This is a genomic window from Niveibacterium sp. COAC-50 (assembly GCF_013184235.1).
Lineage (GTDB): Bacteria > Pseudomonadota > Gammaproteobacteria > Burkholderiales > Rhodocyclaceae > Niveibacterium > Niveibacterium microcysteis.
Genome location: NZ_JABCJM010000002.1, coordinates 937,211 through 954,641, shown reverse-complemented (window position 1 = coordinate 954,641; position 17,431 = coordinate 937,211). Strand labels below are relative to the sequence as shown.

20 protein-coding genes are annotated in these 17,431 nt (G+C 66.1%); 11 read left to right on the top strand and 9 right to left on the bottom strand.

Features of this window, described 5'->3' with window-relative positions:
- Positions 1-14: 14 nt before the first annotated feature.
- Together HH302_RS11890 and HH302_RS11885 are read right to left on the bottom strand one after the other, a co-directional pair.
- Entirely contained in the window at positions 15-575 is a 561-nt protein-coding gene (locus HH302_RS11890) for a DUF4377 domain-containing protein (RefSeq protein ID WP_172202378.1), read from the bottom strand.
- 134 nt (positions 576-709) lie between these two features.
- On the bottom strand, positions 710-2,005 hold the full coding sequence (locus HH302_RS11885) for a DUF3422 family protein (protein WP_172202377.1): 1,296 nt from the start codon (positions 2,003-2,005) through the stop codon (positions 710-712).
- Positions 2,006-2,208: 203 nt separating this feature from the next.
- Between HH302_RS11885 and fliL the strand changes: the two genes are divergently transcribed.
- Positions 2,209-2,637 (top strand): flagellar basal body-associated protein FliL, encoded by a 429-nt coding sequence (fliL, locus tag HH302_RS11880; protein ID WP_172202376.1) that lies wholly within the window; start codon positions 2,209-2,211, stop codon positions 2,635-2,637.
- Between the two features lie 9 nt (positions 2,638-2,646).
- On the opposite strand, the gene HH302_RS11875 is transcribed toward fliL, so the two are convergent.
- From HH302_RS11875 to HH302_RS11865, 3 genes are all read right to left on the bottom strand, one after another.
- Complete coding sequence (locus tag HH302_RS11875) at positions 2,647-3,924, bottom strand: sensor domain-containing diguanylate cyclase (RefSeq protein WP_172202375.1); 1,278 nt, start codon at positions 3,922-3,924, stop codon at positions 2,647-2,649.
- Positions 3,925-4,003: 79 nt separating this feature from the next.
- Positions 4,004-4,549, bottom strand: a complete 546-nt coding sequence (locus tag HH302_RS11870) for a M48 family metallopeptidase (protein WP_172202374.1) — start codon at positions 4,547-4,549, stop codon at positions 4,004-4,006.
- A gap of 9 nt (positions 4,550-4,558) precedes the next feature.
- Complete coding sequence (locus HH302_RS11865) at positions 4,559-5,245, bottom strand: DNA alkylation repair protein (RefSeq protein ID WP_172202373.1); 687 nt, start codon at positions 5,243-5,245, stop codon at positions 4,559-4,561.
- Positions 5,246-5,438: 193 nt separating this feature from the next.
- Between HH302_RS11865 and HH302_RS11860 the strand changes: the two genes are divergently transcribed.
- From HH302_RS11860 to sbcB, 4 genes are all read left to right on the top strand, one after another.
- Positions 5,439-6,191 (top strand): ParA family protein, encoded by a 753-nt coding sequence (locus HH302_RS11860; protein ID WP_172202372.1) that lies wholly within the window; start codon positions 5,439-5,441, stop codon positions 6,189-6,191.
- 147 nt (positions 6,192-6,338) lie between these two features.
- On the top strand, positions 6,339-7,463 hold the full coding sequence (locus tag HH302_RS11855) for a metallophosphoesterase (RefSeq protein ID WP_172202371.1): 1,125 nt from the start codon (positions 6,339-6,341) through the stop codon (positions 7,461-7,463).
- Positions 7,464-7,545: 82 nt separating this feature from the next.
- Positions 7,546-8,520 carry an alpha/beta hydrolase gene (locus HH302_RS11850; RefSeq protein ID WP_172202370.1) on the top strand — a complete coding sequence of 325 codons (975 nt, stop codon included), beginning with the start codon at positions 7,546-7,548 and terminating at the stop codon, positions 8,518-8,520.
- Between the two features lie 75 nt (positions 8,521-8,595).
- Positions 8,596-10,029 (top strand): exodeoxyribonuclease I, encoded by a 1,434-nt coding sequence (gene sbcB / locus HH302_RS11845; RefSeq protein WP_172202369.1) that lies wholly within the window; start codon positions 8,596-8,598, stop codon positions 10,027-10,029.
- A gap of 1 nt (position 10,030) precedes the next feature.
- Here the strand turns inward: sbcB and HH302_RS11840 are convergent, their stop codons facing one another.
- The 4 genes from HH302_RS11840 to HH302_RS11825 all read right to left on the bottom strand — a co-directional run bounded on the left by HH302_RS11840 (position 10,031) and on the right by HH302_RS11825 (position 11,556).
- Positions 10,031-10,360 (bottom strand): hypothetical protein, encoded by a 330-nt coding sequence (locus tag HH302_RS11840; RefSeq protein ID WP_172200843.1) that lies wholly within the window; start codon positions 10,358-10,360, stop codon positions 10,031-10,033.
- Between the two features lie 126 nt (positions 10,361-10,486).
- Positions 10,487-10,909 carry a hypothetical protein gene (locus tag HH302_RS11835; RefSeq protein WP_172202368.1) on the bottom strand — a complete coding sequence of 141 codons (423 nt, stop codon included), beginning with the start codon at positions 10,907-10,909 and terminating at the stop codon, positions 10,487-10,489.
- Between the two features lie 46 nt (positions 10,910-10,955).
- Positions 10,956-11,210 (bottom strand): translation initiation factor IF-1, encoded by a 255-nt coding sequence (gene infA / locus HH302_RS11830; protein WP_172202367.1) that lies wholly within the window; start codon positions 11,208-11,210, stop codon positions 10,956-10,958.
- A 142-nt stretch (positions 11,211-11,352) separates the two neighbouring features.
- A complete protein-coding gene (locus tag HH302_RS11825; protein ID WP_172202366.1) occupies positions 11,353-11,556 on the bottom strand; it encodes a cold-shock protein in 204 nt (67 codons plus the stop codon).
- Between the two features lie 241 nt (positions 11,557-11,797).
- Between HH302_RS11825 and dbpA the strand changes: the two genes are divergently transcribed.
- The 6 genes from dbpA (at position 11,798) to HH302_RS11795 (ending at position 17,429) form a co-directional block, all read left to right on the top strand.
- Positions 11,798-13,213 (top strand): ATP-dependent RNA helicase DbpA, encoded by a 1,416-nt coding sequence (gene dbpA, locus HH302_RS11820; protein WP_172202365.1) that lies wholly within the window; start codon positions 11,798-11,800, stop codon positions 13,211-13,213.
- Positions 13,214-13,225: 12 nt separating this feature from the next.
- A complete protein-coding gene (locus HH302_RS11815; protein WP_172202364.1) occupies positions 13,226-13,807 on the top strand; it encodes a DinB family protein in 582 nt (193 codons plus the stop codon).
- Positions 13,807-14,700, top strand: coding sequence for a spermidine synthase (locus HH302_RS11810; protein ID WP_172202363.1), 894 nt, complete (start codon positions 13,807-13,809; stop codon positions 14,698-14,700). The genes HH302_RS11815 and HH302_RS11810 overlap by 1 nt, the downstream gene beginning before the upstream one ends.
- Positions 14,701-14,809: 109 nt before the next feature.
- Positions 14,810-15,847, top strand: a complete 1,038-nt coding sequence (locus HH302_RS11805; protein ID WP_172202362.1) for a M14 family zinc carboxypeptidase — start codon at positions 14,810-14,812, stop codon at positions 15,845-15,847.
- The gene (locus HH302_RS11800) at positions 15,844-16,596 is read left to right on the top strand and encodes an alpha/beta fold hydrolase (protein ID WP_172202361.1); all 753 of its coding nucleotides are present in this window, start codon (positions 15,844-15,846) and stop codon (positions 16,594-16,596) included. Before HH302_RS11805 ends, HH302_RS11800 begins: the two co-directional genes overlap by 4 nt.
- A gap of 74 nt (positions 16,597-16,670) precedes the next feature.
- Positions 16,671-17,429 (top strand): transporter substrate-binding domain-containing protein, encoded by a 759-nt coding sequence (locus HH302_RS11795; RefSeq protein WP_172202360.1) that lies wholly within the window; start codon positions 16,671-16,673, stop codon positions 17,427-17,429.
- Positions 17,430-17,431: the final 2 nt, after the last annotated feature.

The following is a 17,431-nucleotide window of genomic DNA, read 5'->3' as shown; positions in this document are numbered from 1 at the left end:
GGCAAGCAGGCTGCTCAACTGCCGGTGGACTTGGTCTGGAACGATTTGACGACCAGCGGCAGCTGCGTACCGGCGGAATAGCCGAAGGTAATCGCGAGCGCGTTCGGGCTGGTCAGCGCGGTCTGGGCCGCGGACAGATCGGCGCAAGTCTGTTCATCGCTGCAGACAAACGGCGTACCGTCCATCAACGTGCCACCCGCACCGGTTACCGCGAACAGCGGCGTGGTGAATGGATACGCGGTGAGCACGAATTCCGTTGTTGCCGGTACCACAACGTCGGAATCAATGCTGACAAGGCGCAGGTTGTAGTTCGGCGCATCCGCTGCGGGGTGGTCGACCGGCGTCTTGCCGATACGGATCACATACTGGTGCCCCCAGTGATGATCGAAGTGCGGCACAGGCTGCGAATTGCCTGCGTCATCGGTGCCGGTTGGCCAAAGGACATAGCCCCCGGGGGCAATGAAGGTCTGCTCACGGTAGTGAGAAACGTGCACGGTAGTGATTTGTTCGTCATTCGTGCCGCCGCAGCCCGCAAGACTGGTCAGCATCGTCGCAAGCAACAGATAGCGTTTCATTGAAGTACCCAGGTTGAGATCAATCGCCGGCAGTATGCCAGCAGCAAAACCCGGCCGCCGCGCAAGACAAGATCCCCCGTGCAAAACGGCACGCAGGCGACACGCGGACCCGCGCTTGCGTACGCGGATTGCTGTCAGGTGTGGCGTAGCCGGTTGCGAACGCTACGCACGCCCGCCCAGACCGCAAACGCCACGACCGGTATCGCGGCGCCGGTGACGATGTCCGGGTTCAGGTGCAGGCCGATCGCCTTCAGCGCTTTGGTGGCGTAAGCGGTCAAGCCGACCGTGTAGTAAGTCAGCACCGCGACCGACAGACCTTCGACGGTTTCCTGCAACCGCAACTGCAGCGCAGCGCGGCGATCCATGCTGGCGAGCAGCGCGCGATTCTGTTCTTCGTGCTGCACTTCGACGCGTGTGCGCAACAGCGCACTGGCGCGCTGGATACGGGCGGTGATGCGGTCCTGCCGGCCGACCACCGTTTCGCAGGTCTCCATCGCTGGCGCGAGCCGCCGTTCCATGAATTCGCGGAACGGTTGCAGGCCCGCGATGCGGCGCTCGCGTAACTCGCCGATGCGGCGCTCCACCAGCTGGTAGTAAGCGCGCGCCGCCGAGAAACGATACTGGCTCTGGGCGACGAGATTCTCCACGGCGGTCGCCAGCGCTGTCAGTTTGGCCAGCAGTTGCGCGTCGTCACCGCACGGCACACCCATCGACTCGGTGATGGCGCGCAGTTGCAGGCTCAGTTCGTCGAGCGTCCGCATCTGCTGCTTGGCGGCGGGCAGCGCGAGCAAGGCCAGCATGCGGTAGGTTTCGATCTCGAACAGGCGCTGCAGCATGCGGCCCTTCTGAAACGGCCCCATGCCGCGATCCATCAACACGAAGCGCGAGCAGCCGCCGCCGATACGCGGGTCCGGGTGGAGGCGCAGGTCGGTGTAGGCGACGCCGTTGCCGTCGCCAATTTCGGCGCCGATCAGGTCGTGGCCGCCAAACCAGCGCGCCGACGCCGCATCGGTGCCCGGCATCGGTGAATCGCCTGCGGGCAACAGCAGCGCGTGCAGCGCCACCAGCACGCTGCCGGGCAACGCCTGCAGCCATTCCACCGGAACGCGATCGAGCGCGGTTTCGGCAAAGCTGCCGTCGCCGGCCCCCGGCAGGATGAAGGTGTAGCGCACGAACTCGGTGTGCAGAGACCAGCGGATCGTGAGCGTCGGCCCGACACCGGTGTAGTACGGCTTCTCCATCTCCGGGGCCGGGCAGCCCATGCTGCGGGTGAGGCGGATCAGGGCCTCCCACTGGCCGATCCCCTCACGCTCGAACAGCAAGGTCAGCGAACTGAGTCGGGCAGGCGCTTCGAGCGCCGCGGGCGGGCGCGCATGGGCTTCGTCGTTGAGCACCTGGCGCATCGGATGGGCGTTCAGTATCTCGGACATGGCAGTCGGCTGAAAACGAATGACGGAGCGGACCACCATACTGAGCCGTATGTTCGTGCGGCGACAAGATGCGCCGAACCACGTGTTGCGCCCGCTGCCTCAGGGAAAACCAGAAAGCGCGGCGCGCTGGAACACGCCGGCCGGCGGGCGCGCAGGTATCATCGCGAATCCCAGATGACCTTCGCGCCGTGGCGGGGAACTCCATGCTTCGACTGCAACGCCTGCACAGCTTTTTGCCCGCACTTTTTTCCGCGACTGCCCTGCTGTTGCTGGCGCCGGGTGCACACGCCAACGACCACGGCGGCGGCGACAAGGCGGCCGGCCCGGCGCCGATGATGTTCGTCGTGAACGTGGGCAAAACGGGCCATGGCGGTACCGTGCTGCAGACGCAGATCGTGCTCGAGGGGGCCAACGCGACGGCGACGCAGTCGATCGAGGCCTTCAAGCCGGCGCTGCAGCATCAGATCATCCAGATCATCTCGGCGGAGACGCCAGAACGCCTGCGCACTGCCGACGGCAAATCGGCGCTCGGCGAGAAGATTCTTGAAGCGTCGAACAAGATCCTCGGCACGACCCGCAAGACCGGCGTGAAGGAAGTGTTCTTCACGCACTTCATCCTGCAGCAGCCCTGAGGCGGGCGCTCAACCCGCGCTGCTGTCGAGCGCGGAGGCCGCCATCACGCGATTCTTGCCACGCCGTTTGGCGGCGTACATCGCATCGTCCGCGCGCTGCAGCAACTTCATCGGCTGTGTGGTGTCCTGCGGCGCCAGTGCATAGCCGATGCTGGCGCTGACACGGTCGGCCAAGGCCTGGCGCGTCGTGATGCCGCGAATCGCATCCAGCAGATGCTGCGCGAGCGCTGCTGCACCGGCGGCATCGCGAACAGTGGCCAGAACCAGGAACTCGTCGCCACCGAAGCGGCCCACTGCGTCCTCGGCACGCACCGCGCTCTGCAAGGCGGTGCCCACGCGGATCAGCAGGGCATCGCCCTCGCCGTGGCCGAACTCGTCGTTCACCGATTTGAAGCCATCGAGGTCGACGAAGAACAGCGCGACCGGATCGAGGCAGGGCTCCGCGAGCGCGTTTTCGATGCGGCTCATCATCGTGCGCCGGCTCAGCACGTCGGTCAGCGCGTCGCGCTCGACACTGCGCCGCAACTGTTCCTGCGCAACAGTCAGGTCATGCACATCGATCGTCACGGTGTAGAGCCCGAGCACGCTGCCATCGTGATCGAAGTCCGGCACGAAACTGGTTCGCAACCAGCGCGGGCCGTGCGTGAGCCCTTCAACCAGCCGCGAGTAGTGCACCGTCTCACCTGACAACGCGCGCTCGATATGCGGACGGTGCTCCTGCCACACCGATTCACCGCGCACTGCGGCGAGGTGATGGTCGATCAGAGCCTCGGGCGGTTTGCCGCAGGCCTCGCGATACGCCTTGTTGGCAAAACGGATCACGCCGTCGCGGTCGAGATAGATCAGGGGGTTGGGGATGTTCTCGGTGAAGCGGTCCAGCCGAACCCGCGCGGCGATCAGCGCCTCACGCGCGACCACGTCTTCATGGATATCGGTGGCGATCGTGAAGACGGATGTCACCACGCCATCCTCAACGTCCGGGAAGACCTGGATGCGGGCCCAGCGCGGGGTATGTGGCGCGTGCGTCAGCAGGCGTTCGTAGCTGGTCGTCTCGCCCGCGGCGAAAGCGCGTTCGAAGGCCGGACGTGCGGCGTTCCAGGCGACTTCGCCAAACAGTTCGGCCAGCGTGTGCCCCAGCAGCACTTCACGCGGGCGCCCGGCCCACAGCACATACGGCGTGTTGCAGAACACCAGGCGCCCGGACACATCCCAACGGCCGATCGGCAGCGCGACCACCTCGGCAAGGCGTTCGATATGCGGTGTGTGGGCGTGGGGCTGCATGTTCATGCTGTGGATTGTAGGGGCCGCGACGCCGCTCTGGCAGCCCTTGCGGCGCGCATCGCGCAGATCCGGCTGCGGCAAGGAATCACGGCGTTTCCCCCGCGCTGTCCTCACTCGCCCAGGGTCGCTCGCCGGTGGCCTCTAGCAAAACAAGGTAGACGCGCAAGTCGAACTCAAGCTGATGGTAGCCCGGCTCCATGTAGGTGCACAGCTGGTAGAAGGCCTTGTCGTGATCGCGCTCCTTCAGATGCGCCAGCTCATGCACCGTGATCATGCGCAGGAACTCGGGCGGCCCCTCGCGGAACACGCTGGCGACGCGAATCTCGCGCTTGGCCTTGAGCTTCTGCCCCTGCACCCGCGATATGGCCGTATGGGTGCCGAGCGCATGCTGGATCACATGCAGGCGATTGTCGTAGGCGACCTTGCTGAGCGGATCGGCGCTGCGCAAGTAGCGCGCCTTGAGCTCGCCGACGTACTCGTACAGCGCACGATCGGTGCGAACCTCGTGGCGCTGCGGATACTTTGCGAGCAGGCGCGCGCCGAGCGTCCCGTCGGCGATCATCGCGCGCACCGGCGCGGTCAATCGCTCGGGGTAGCCGGTCAGGTAACGGAAGGGGGAACGGGCTTGCATCCTACGATGCTAGCCGATGTGTTTCATCGCCTCACGGCGGCTGAGGGGCGATAGCGCTTCGCCCATCTGCGCGACAAAGCCACGCACCGCCGCCGGGTCGTGCCGGGCAAAGTCACGCAGCGCCCAGCCGATCGCCTTCCGAATGAAGAATTCCGCCTCGGGTGCGAGCTGGCGTGCGTAGCCGAACAGCCGTTCTACATCGGTGTCAGCGCGCCAGCCGAGTTGATGCAGCATCGCGATGCGGCGCAGCCAGAAGTCCGCATGTTCCAGCGCGGCGTCCATCACACGCTGCGCACGCAGATCGTCTCGGCGCGCGGCGCGTACGACATCGCCGATGACACCGGCCAGGCCGTCCACCGAATCCCACCATGACTTGTCGCGCGCCAGCGTGAGCAGCGCCGGCACATCAGCCGGGCGCAACTGACCGTGGTGCCGAGCCAGCAGATCCACCGCGACATACTGGTATTCCCGCTCTGTGCGCTGCCACAGCGCCGTAGCCGTATCGAGCAGCCAGGCGGGCTCAGGCGCGCGGATCGCACGGATCAGGGGCATCGTTGCGGCGCGGCGCTGCGGCGTCTGCACACCCAGGAAGGCGAAGCGCTGTTTCATGTAGGCCTGCATCGGCGCGCGGCGTTCGGCCGAGCCCAGCGTGGCGAGTGCCGCCTCGACTGCGTCGCAGAAATCCTGTTGATTCATGAGCGGAGAGTTCCTGTCGATCTGCGCGCTACACCACCAGCGCGCCCCGCGCGAGCATACGCCGCGCGCGTTTGCCGACAGCTGGTCTACACTGACGATTACGGGTTTTTGATGACTTCCGCATGATTGGGACTTCAATCCATCCGCCACGCCTCGCGTGGTACTGCTCCGCCCACGCACATTGGCGACAGCGATGAGTGTCATCGCTGTCATCAACCGCAAGGGCGGATCGGGCAAATCGACGCTCGCCACGCATGTGGCGGGCTATCTGGCGTCGCTCGGTCACAGCGTGATGCTGGGCGATGTGGATCGGCAGCAGTCCTCGCGTTACTGGCTCGGCTTGCGCGCGGCTGAACGCACACCGATCCGTGGCTGGACGATCGATGAGCGCAATTTCGCCCGCCCGCCGGCGGGCACGCAGCATGTGGTGCTCGACACCCCGGGCGGTTTTCAGGGCATCGGCCTGATGAAGGTGGCGCTCTATGCCGACGCAGTGCTGCTGCCGGCGACCAGCTCGGTATTCGACCGCGTCGCCGCCGAAGAATGCCTCGCTGAATTGCGCACCCTGCCGCGCATTGCGGCGGGCAAATGCCGCATCGCCTGCGTTGGCATGCGCATCGATGCCCGCACCCGCAATGCCGAAGCCCTCGCGAACTGGGCTGCGGAGCAGGAGATCGATTACCTCGGCACGATTCGCGCCACACAGGCCTACTGCCGCTTCCTCGAACAAGGGCTATCGCTGTTCGACTTCGCGCCCGAGCGCGTCGCAGCCTACCGCCCGGACTGGACTGGCGTGACCGCTTGGCTCGATCAGGTGCTGGCGTTCGAGGCGCCGGCACCGCGCATGATCCGCCCGGTTGACGCGCACCCGCACGATGCCGAATCCGCGGGCGTGCCCGGTTTCCTGCGCCGCAGCGCGGGCGCCAGCGGGCCGCTGAAACCCTGACGCGGCAAGCCCGCAGGCGGCGCCGCTACACTCCGATACACATGGGCGATTGAACGGCCGCCGCCCTCCCCCATCTAAGCCCGAGGCAAAGTCGCGCGCGGCACGCGTCGCGACCCTGGCATCTCCTCTTCACGCTTCGGGCACCCCATGCGCACCTTCCTGCTGATCGCAACCACGCTGCTCGGTTTGCTGCACTACTACATCGGCAGCCGTCTGCTGCCGGCGCTCGACCTGGGCGAGCAGGCTGCCGCACTCGCTTGGGCCATGCTTGCGCTGTCGGTACTGCTGATCCCCGCGAGCCTGATCGCTCGGCACATCACCCGCCCGCCGCTGGCCGATCGATTGACCTGGGCGGGGTCGCTTGCGATGGGGCTGTTCTCGTCGGTGCTGGTGCTCACCGCGCTTCGCGACCTTGCGCTGCTGCTTGCCGCCGAGCATCTTCCGGCGGCCTTCGAAGCGCTTAGCGCGCAAGGCGTGCTCGCACTCGCCGTGCTGGTCACGCTGGCGGGCTTCATCAACGCGCGGCGTACTGCAAGCGTCGTCACCGTGGATGTGCCGCTCGCCAATCTGCCCGACGCGCTGCACGGCTTCACGATTGCTCAGATCAGCGACATCCACGTCGGGCCGACGATCAAGCGCGGCTACCTCGATCGCATCGTGGACCGCGTGAATACCTTGAAGCCGGATCTGATCGCGGTCACCGGCGACCTGGTTGACGGCAGCGTGCATGACCTCGCGCCGCATACCGAACCACTCAAGCGCCTAGCTGCGCGCTACGGCGCCTACTTTGTCACCGGCAACCACGAGTACTACTCCAACGCACACGCGTGGATCGCCGAGGTCGAGCGCCTCGGCGTAAAGGTGCTGATGAACGAACATGTGGTGCTCGACCACGGCGGCGCACGGCTGGTCGTCGCGGGCGTCACCGACTACACCGCGCATCAGTTCGATCCGCGCCATCGCAGCGATCCGCTCGCCGCACTGGCCGGCGCACCGGCCGATGCTGCCGCGAAAGTGCTGCTCGCGCACCAGCCGCGCAGCGCCGAAGCGGCGGCCGACGCGGGCTTCGACCTGCAGCTCTCCGGCCACACGCACGGCGGCCAGTTCTTTCCGTGGAATCTCTTCGTGCCCTTGCAGCAGCCCTTCACCGCCGGCCTGCACAAGCTGCGCGACCTGTGGGTCTACACCAGCCGCGGTACCGGCTACTGGGGTCCGCCCAAGCGCTTCGGCGCACCGTCGGAGATCACCCGCCTTCGGCTGGTCCGGGCCTGACCCAACACTCGGCAACAATTCGCGCTTTCACCGGCACCATGCGTATTGCATGATCGCGACATCGTTCGCGCGAGGCACACGCATGAGATTCACGACAACCCTGGCCGCCCTGTTCACGGTCGCGCTCACCGCATGCGGCGGCGGTGGCGACACCACCACGCCCGAGCCACCGCCTGGCCCTCCACCGCCACCAGCAAGCGGCCTCTACGTCAGCCCACAGTTCGACACGACACAGATCGCGCTTTACCTTGATGTGCCGTACTCGAAGCGACCAAACGAGGGCGGCGTGCAGTACACCTCCAGCCTGACGAAGAGCGTTGAAATCGGCACCGCCGAGCTGACGCTGGAACTGGACGTCGCAGTGCCGCCGAACGCCACCGCCAGCGCACCGCAACCGGCGGTGGTCTGGATCCACGGCGGCAGCTTCCTCGTCGGCAGCAAGGAGGAACGGCGCGACGACGCCATGACCTATGCGCGCGCCGGCTACGTCGCGGCGACGATCAACTACCGCCTGACACCCGACAATCAGGCGAATCTGGCGATCCGCGTACGCGCCATCCAGCAGGCGACCGAGGACGCGATGAATGCGATCCGCTACCTGCGGGCGAACGCCGCGCGGTATCACATCGACCCGAACCGGATCGCGACAATCGGCACCTCGGCCGGCGGTGGCATTTCGCTGATCAACGCAATCGAAGCCGACACGCTGCTCAACACGGTGTCGGACTACCCCGGTTTCAGCGCCCACGTGCAGGCGGCGATCGCCACCGGGGCCACGCTGGGCGAATCGGGTATCGACACCAATAGCCTGTTCCATTTCGACGCCAGCGACAGCCCGGTATTGCTGTTCCACGCCAAGGAAACCGACAGCGTCACCGGTGCCACCTGGACCGGCAACGTGCTGCCGACGCAGAAGGCGATCGTTGACGCCGGTGGCAGCTGCACCGTGGTCGCGCAGGACAACATGACGCACACCGTCGACCTGTCACTCGGCGGGCGCTGGTGGCCCCAGCTCAAACCCTTCCTGTGGGAGAAATTGCGACTCGCCGCGATGTAGTGCGACACTTGGGCAGCGCGCCGTAGCGTGCAGGGTGCGTAAAATCGCGGGCTGACCTCCGCGAGACTCCGCCCGATGGCCGACCTGAGCTTTTACTGGCACGACTACGAAACCTTCGGCGTGATGCCGCGGCGCGACCGCCCGGCCCAGTTCGCCGGCGTGCGCACCGACGCCGAGCTGAACGAAGTCGGCGAGCCGCAGATGATCTACTGCCAGCCGGCGCCGGACTATCTGCCCGATCCGGAAAGCTGCCTGCTGACCGGCATCCTGCCGCAGACCTGCCTTGAGCGCGGGCTGCCCGAGCATGCGTTTGCCGCGGCGATCGAGCGCGAACTGGCCATGCCCGGCACCGTGGGCGTGGGCTACAACACCCTGCGCTTCGACGACGAAGTCACCCGCCACCTGTTCTGGCGCAACCTCATCGACCCCTACGCCCGCGAGTGGCAGAACGACTGCGGCCGCTGGGATCTGCTCGACGTGGTGCGCTGCATGTACGCACTGCGCCCGGAAGGCATCGTGTGGCCGAGGCACGAAGATGGGCGCCCGTCGTTCAAGCTCGAACACCTCACCGCCGCCAACGGCCTCGCGCACGAAGCGGCGCACGATGCGCTGTCGGATGTGCGCGCCACGATCGCGCTGGCGCGCTTGATCCGTGGCCTGCAACCACGCTTGTGGGACTTCTGTCTGAAGCTGCGCAAGAAGGACGCGGTGCTGGCCGAGATCGATCTCGCCAACCCCAAGCCCTTCCTGCATGTGTCCGGCATGTTCGGGCCGGAGCGTGGCTGCATTGCGGTGGTGTGGCCGCTCGGCCCGCATCCGACGAACAAGAACGAGATCATCGTTTGGGATCTCGCGCAGGACCCGGGTGAGCTTGCTGGCCTGGACGCCGCCACGGTGCGCGAGCGCATGTTCACCCGCGCCGACGCGCTGCCGGAGGGTGTGACGCGGCTGCCGATCAAGACAATCCACATCAACAAGTCCCCCGTGGTGATTGGCAACCTGAAGACGCTGAGCCCGACGATGGCTGAGAAGTGGGGCATCGATGTGGCGCAGGCGCTGCGCCACGCAGAAGCTGCGCGCAACATCAAGCCGCTCACCGCGCTGTGGCGAGAGGTGTTTGCGCGACCGGCCCCCGAAACACCCGCAGATGTCGATGAGGATCTCTACGGTGGCTTTGTCGGCAATGGCGACCGCCGCATCCTGAACCAGCTGCGCACGCTGGACGCGGCCGAACTCGCTGGCGAGAAGGTGAGCTTTGCCGATGGACGGCTCGAAGAACTGCTGTTCCGCTACCGCGCGCGAAACTTCCCCGAGACCCTCAGCGAGAGCGAACAGGCGCGCTGGGAAATGCACCGCATCGCGCAGCTGCACCAGGGCGTCGGGGGCGCCCGATCACTGCCGGCGTTTTTCGATCGCATCGACGCGCTGAGCGAAGCCGCGGACGAGCGCGGCGAGGCGATCCTCGGCGCACTGTACGACTACGCCGAGGCGATCGCGCCACCGGCCTGAATCAGCGAATCGGTATCACGATCGGCGGAATCCCGATGGTGATGGCTGGCCGCGAGTAAACCGGCACTGGGGCGGGCACCGGGTAGTACTCGCGGTAGCCGTACACCGGCGCATAGACTGGGGCGTACGCGGGCCGCCAGCCACGGTGTTCGTAAGCCCAACGTTCGCGCTCGCGCCATTCGTGTTCGCGCCACTCATGCGCACGCCATTCGCGCTCATGCCGCTCGTGACGATCCCAGCCACGGTCGTCGTCATGCCAGCCATGTGCCGACGCGGTAGCGGCCGCGAGAAGTCCGACGGTCAAGAAAGCCACACGGGTCAGAGTTTTCATTTGAGTCTCCAGCCAGGCGCTGCGAATGTGGCGCCCGTGAAGGCATCAACGCGCGAGCAGCCGCGGGGCTGAATCTCAAAATGTAAATGTCGTAAGCGGAGGTTTCGCGCCGCCCAGCTTGGCGGCCTACTTCACCGTGACGGCGAAGCTGCCGAGTGACACGGCCTGCAGGGTATCGAGCGGAATACGGAGCGAAGAGTCGCGCGGCAAGGCGAAGCGATTGACGTAGTGAACACGGGTGCGGCCGCTCGCACGCGCGAGCAAGCTCGATTCAGTTGCACCCATGCCCCCTTCGCGCACGACCACGGTAACCACGTCCGGGTCCTCGCTCGCAAGGCCCATTTCGAAGCCGCCCGGGGCAGGCAGACGCGCCGGCGTCGACAAGGCGAGCCGTTGCTCGCCGGGCCGCATCGTCTGCGGCACCGACATGCGTTCAGCGGAATGTTCGGGCAGATGGTAGGCAATGCCGCCGCAGGCGCTCAGCGCGCCGCACAGCATCACCAGCAGCAGGCGCCTGACGGCGCCGCAAGAGACAAAAGTCGGGTTCATCGCCCGACTATCCGACGCCGTGCGACACGGCGTCAACACGCAACGTTCAGAAGCGGCGGCGCGGTGCGACCGGCCCGCGATTCTCGATCGCGCGGAAGGTAATACGGCCTTTGCTCAGGTCGTACGCGGACATTTCGAGCGTGACCTTGTCGCCGGTAAGGATGCGAATGCGGTGCTTGCGCATCTTGCCTGCGGTGTAGGCGACCAACTCATGCCCGTTGTCGAGCGTGACGCGAAAGCGTGCGTCGGGCAGCACTTCGGTGACTTGACCGTTCATGACGATCGGTTCTTCCTTGGACATGTGGACTCCTCAGGCAATTCGAAAAGGAAAAAGCCCGGCAAATGCCGGGCTTTTCCGGGGGCATCGCGCAAAGCCACAGGGGCTTTGCGTGGTGCCGAAGTACGCGCTGCGTTGGCGGGCTTGATACCCGCCAGCGTCATGCTTACTCCGGGCGGATGTTCGAAGCCTGGTCGCCCTTCGGGCCCTTGGTCACGTCAAACGTGACGCGCTGGTTTTCCTGAAGGGTCTTGAAGCCACCACCTTGAATGGCGGAGAAGTGCGCGAACAGATCCTGACCACCGCCGTCCGGGGTGATGAATCCGAAGCCCTTGGAATCGTTGAACCACTTCACAGTACCTGCAGCCATGATGAATCTCCTGAATAAAAAATAATGAACAGGGTCTTGCCCTGGTTGGGCGGTCGTCAAGGCGGCGGAACGATGAAAGCAGGAATACCGGAGGTATAAGCGAACAACAGAGACACTGCTTGATTAACGCGAGGCGAACGGTGCGCCCTTTCTGAACATAAAGCAATCTTTATTTTCCGGGCACCAAATTTGGCGCCCACACATTTCGGCCGAAATGCCCGTGCAGGACGGATAATTGCGCATGACCCAAACGACCCCGACCCCCGAAGCCACCGCCGCCGCAGGTGGCCCGCCCTTCAGCGAACTGCCGCTGCCGGCCGCCACGCTGGCCAACCTCGCGCTGCTCGGCTATCACACGATGACGCCGATCCAGGCAGTCACCTTGCCGGTCGCGCTCGCGGGGCATGATCTGCTCGCGCAGGCCAAGACCGGTTCCGGCAAGACCGCCGCCTTTGCGTTGCCGATGCTGCAACGGCTCGGTGATCGCGGTGGCCGGGTGCGGGCCTTGGTGCTGTGCCCGACACGTGAGCTGGCCGAACAGGTCAGTGGCGAGGTGCGCCGCATCGGCCGCGCGATCGACAACCTCAAGGTGCTGACGCTATGCGGCGGCGCCCCGGCCAAGCCGCAACGCGAAAGCCTCGCGCATGGTGCCGACATCGTGGTCGGTACACCGGGCCGCATCCTCGACCATCTCGGCAGCGGCGCACTCGTGCTCGACGACGTCGCCACGCTGGTGCTCGACGAGGCGGACCGCATGCTCGACATGGGTTTCTACGACGACATCGCCGACGTCGCGCAAGCGTGCCCTGCAGTGCGTCAGACCCTGCTGTTTTCCGCCACGTATCCTGATGGGATCGCGCGCATCGCCGAGCGCTTCCTGCACCAGCCGCGCACGGTGAAGCTGATCGAGCAGCACGCGAGCGACAAGATCCGCCAGCGTTTCTACGAAGTCGCCGACGACGCACGCCTCGCTGCAGTGATCCAGTTGCTGCGCCACTATCGCCCGGTCAGCACGCTGGCCTTCTGCAACACCCGCCAGCAGTGTCGCGATCTGGTCGACGCGCTGCTCGCGGCAGGCATCTCGGCGCTTGCGCTGCATGGCGAACTGGATCAGCGCGAACGCGATCAGGTGCTGGTGCAGTTTGCGCAGCGCAGCTGTTCGGTGCTGGTGGCGACCGATGTGGCCGCGCGCGGACTCGACATCGACCAGCTCGAAGCGGTGATCAACGTCGACGTCACGCCGGACCCGGAGATCCATCTTCACCGCATCGGCCGCACCGGCCGCGGCGACGCCGACGGCTGGGCGCTCAGCGTCGTCAGTGCGAACGAAAAGCGCCGGGTTGCCGCCATCGCCGAAGCGCAGCACTTCGAACCGGCGTGGCATGCGTTGGCAGAACTGGAGCCCGATGCCTCGCCGCTGCTGCCGCCGATGTCGACGCTGCAGATCCTCGGTGGCCGCAAGGAGAAGATGCGCCCTGGCGATGTGCTCGGTGCGCTCACCGGCGAGGCCGGCTTCACCCGCGAGCAGGTCGGCAAGATCAGCGTGATGGAGCTGTCCACCTATGTCGCCGTGCAGCGTGAGATCGCCGACGAAGCGGTGCGCCGGCTCGCCAACGGCAAGATCAAGGGCCGCCGCGTGAAGGTACGCAGACTCTGAGGCTGGCGTCCGATGTCCAATCCGCTATCGCATCATTTCTTCACGATGGCCTGCAACAACGCTTGGGCCAACCATCGTCTGCTCAAGGCCTGTGCCGCGCTGAGCCAGGACGAGTTCGTCGCAACGCGGACAAGCTTCTTCCCGACCATCCGCGCCACCCTGAGCCATACGCTGACGGTCGACTGGTTCTATGTCGACGCGCTCGAACGTGAAGCGCGCGGCGAGCCGCCGCACCCGGATTGCTACTGCTTCTTTGCACAGGACGAGCCGTTTTCGATCTGCGCCGATCTGCAGCGCGAACAGGCCGCGGTGGACCGGCTCCTGATCGACTACTGCAAGGTGCTGCAGGATGCGACGCTCGACCGCGTCGTCACCATCGCGCGACCGGGCACGCCGCAGCACGACACGCGCACGCGGCTCTTGGCCCATCTGTTCCAGCATCAGATCCACCACCGCGGACAGGTGCATGCGATGCTGGCCGGCACCTCAGTGAAGCCGCCGCAACTCGACGAGTTCTTCTGTGCCGGTGAAGTGGCCTTGCGTGCCGCCGATTTCGCGGAATTGTGCTGGCGCGAATCGGAGATCTGGCCTTGATGCGCGGCACGGCACTGCACGGCATCGAAGCCCGGATCACCCCAGACGGCCTGCTCGAATTCCCCGCCAGCTTCCTGCAGGAACGCGGTGTCGTGCGGCTGCTTGAGCCGGCCGATGCCGATCTGCATCACCTCGTGCGTCTGCTACGCGATGGCGAGTATCCGCGCCCGTTCGTGATCGACGACGGCAAGCTGCGGCGACTGCATTTCACGCTGGCGCTGGTGCAAAGCGAGATGGACGTTGCCGAGCCCTTCGCGCTGCATGCGGCCTACACCCGCAAGATGATGGCTTTCCTGCTGTTCCTGCCGCGGCCCAAGCATGTGGTGATCGTCGGGCTCGGCGGCGGTTCGCTGACCAAGTTCTGCCACCGGCATCTGGCGCGCAGCCGCATAACCACGGTGGAGATCAGCGAGGACGTGATCGCGCTGCGCGAACAGTTCGCGCTGCCGCCGGACGATGAGCGGCTCGCGATCGTGTGTGAGGATGCGGTGGAATACTTCGCCAGCACCGACGACCGCGCCGACGTGGTGCTGCTCGACGGCTACGACGAGAACGGCATCGTGCCGGCCTTCTGCGACGAGCGTTTCTACCTTGCGATCCGCGCACGCCTCAAGCCCGCCGGCATGCTGGTATGCAACCTCGCGGTGAAGGGCGATGAGAGCGCCGCGCATATCGAGCTGCTGCGGGATGTGTTTCGCGACCGGCTGATCGTTCAGGAAGTCGCCGGCGACGGCAACCGCATCGCCTTTGCCTTCAACGACGAAGGCTACCCCCCCGATTGGCCTGCCGTCGAACGTGAAGCGCGCGCCCTCGCGCAACGCCTCGCACTGGATTTCACCGGCTTCGCGCAAAAGCTCGCAAAGAGCGCACAGCGCGAACGACGCAGGCGCTGAATGGCCTAACCAGTGCGGGCACCTTCGGTGCTGTCATATTTCAGCCTCGAATTTCTGCGAACCCGCTCCGGTATCCTCGGGCGCACCCTGCGTGTCCCAACCGAGCACCATGCCCCGCCCTGAACTGCCGCTGCTGAGCGACCTGGAACAGCTGATCCGCCGTGCGGCGGGGCAGGTCGACGCACGCGTGGTATGCGAAGCGCAAGCGGGGCTGGCGCGCTTGCCGGTGTATGCGATCACGCTCGGCAATCCGGATCCGGCGGTGCCGGCGATCGGCTTCTTCGGCGGCGTGCACGGCCTGGAACGCATCGGTGCGGAAGTGGTGATCGAGTACCTGCGCAGTCTTATCACCCGACTGCGCTGGGATGGGCTGCTGCACCGGCAGCTCGAATCGCTGCGCATGGTTTTCATGCCGCTGGTGAACCCGGCCGGCGTGTGGCGTGGCACACGCGCCAACGGGCGGGGCGTAGACCTGATGCGCAACGCCCCGGTCGAAGCGCTGGAACAGGTGCCCTTCCTCCTCGGCGGGCAACGCCTGACACGCTGGCTGCCGTGGTATCGCGGCCCGCGCGGTGCCGCGATGGAAGCAGAGAGCGCAGCGCTGTGCGAAGTCGTTGAACGCGAACTGCTGCCCCGCCGCTTCAGCCTCTCGCTCGATTGCCATTCGGGCTTTGGTCTGCGCGATCGTATCTGGTTTCCGTTTGCCCATACTGCCGAGCCGATCCGCCACCTGCCCGAAGTGCACGCCCTGAAAGAAATCTTCGATCAGGCGCACGCACACCACAGCTATGTGTTCGAACCGCAGAGCCTGAGCTACCTCACGCACGGCGACCTGTGGGACTACCTCTACCTGCGTGCCAGCAGCGCACCCGATCGTGTGTTCCTGCCCCTCACGCTGGAGATGGGTTCCTGGCTGTGGGTGAAGAAGAATCCACGTCAGCTGTTCTCGCGCCACGGCATGTTCAACCCGGGCAAGGCACACCGCCAGCAACGCGTATTGCGTCGGCACATGGCCTGGCTGGATTTCATGGCGCGCGCGGCGGCGAGTTGCGCGCTCTGGTTGCCGGATCCGGCTGCCCGTGCGCATCACTACGAGATCGCGATGCGCGACTGGTACGGCGCCCACACCGCGGCGGGCGCAGCATGACAGGCGCCACGCCGACAACCTGGGTGTTGCTGCGCGGCCTCACTCGCGAACAAGGCCATTGGGGCGACTTTCCCGATCGCCTGCGCGCCGCGCTGCCCGGCAGCCGCGTGCTGACACCGGACCTGCCCGGCAACGGCCAGCTCAATATGCAGGAGAGCCCGACCAGCGTCGAAGCGATGGCCGACGCGGTGCGCGCCCAGCTTAGCGCTGACGGCGTCGCGCCGCCGTATGCAGTGCTGGCAATGTCGCTCGGCGCGATGGTGGCGGTTGCATGGGCCGCGCGCTACCCGCAGGAACTGTCGCGAATCGTGCTGATCAACACCAGCCTGCGCCCCTTCAGCCCGTTCTGGCAGCGGCTACGCCCACGGAACTACGCGACGCTCTTGCGGCTGGCCGTGCTTGAAACCCCTCCGCGCATGCGGGAGGCCGCCATCCTAAGGGCCACCACACGGCTGGTCGTCCACGCAGAAGCGGTGCTGGATCACTGGCAGGCGCTGCACACGGCGCGCCCCTGCAGCACGCGCAACGCGCTGCGCCAGTTGATCGCCGCCGCACGTTTTCGTGCCCCACGGCAAGCGCCCGCGGTGCCTGCTTTGCTGCTCTGCGGCCAGCGCGATGCCTTGGTCGATAGTCGTTGCTCGCACGCGATCGCGCACACGTGGCAGCGCCCCCTTGCGGTCCATCCAACCGCCGGCCATGATCTGCCGCTGGACGACGGCGATTGGGTGATTGCGCAAATCGTCCCTTGAGTACGTATCCGCCATCGCAGAACGGGGGATCGATGCGGGTCTTGCTATCGTGGAAGCGCATTGGCAGTGGGGGCGTGCTTCTCGCCGCCGCCTGTGCCCTGTCGCCGCTGGCTGCGGCTACCGTGATCGACATCGATGCGGAAGACGCCGCCGCACCGTGGTCACAGGACGATGGCCGCGGCGCCGCCAACGAGATCGTGCGTGAAGCCTTTGCACGCGGCGGCGTGGCGATCCGGATGCATACCGTGCCCTATGCCCGCTGCAAGGCAGAGATGCTGGCGGGCAGCGTAGCGGGCTGCATCGCGGTGGGTGCGAACGAAGCGCTCGGCGCGGGCACCCGCCTGCCGCGCACGCCGCTCTATCGTGTGCGCACCGTGCTGGTGTCGCGGGAACACGCCGCGGTATCGGGGTGTAACGCGTCCGACTGGCCGGCGGACACTCGCGTTGGCCGCGTCCATGCCTACGAGTACGCACCGCGTTTCGAGCAAGCAATGGCGACGACGCGCGTCGCGACCACCGACCTGAATTCCGAAGCGCAGGGCCTGCGGATGCTTGCCGCTGGCCGTGTCGACGCGATCGTGCTTCAACTCGACGCGCTGAAGACGCTTGATTACGTGCAGCGTCAGGCAGCGGTGCAGGCACCGCTGCAGGTGGCCTGCGACTTCGGGCCGCTGGACAGCCATATCGGCTTCAGCATGCGGCACGCAGAAGGCGCGCGCGCACTGGCCGCCTTCGAGCAGGGCTACGCTGCCATGCTGGCGGACGGCAGTGCCGAGCGCATCCTCGAAAGCTGGCGCGAGCGGCTGATGCTGACAACGCCACCGCGGCGCTGAGC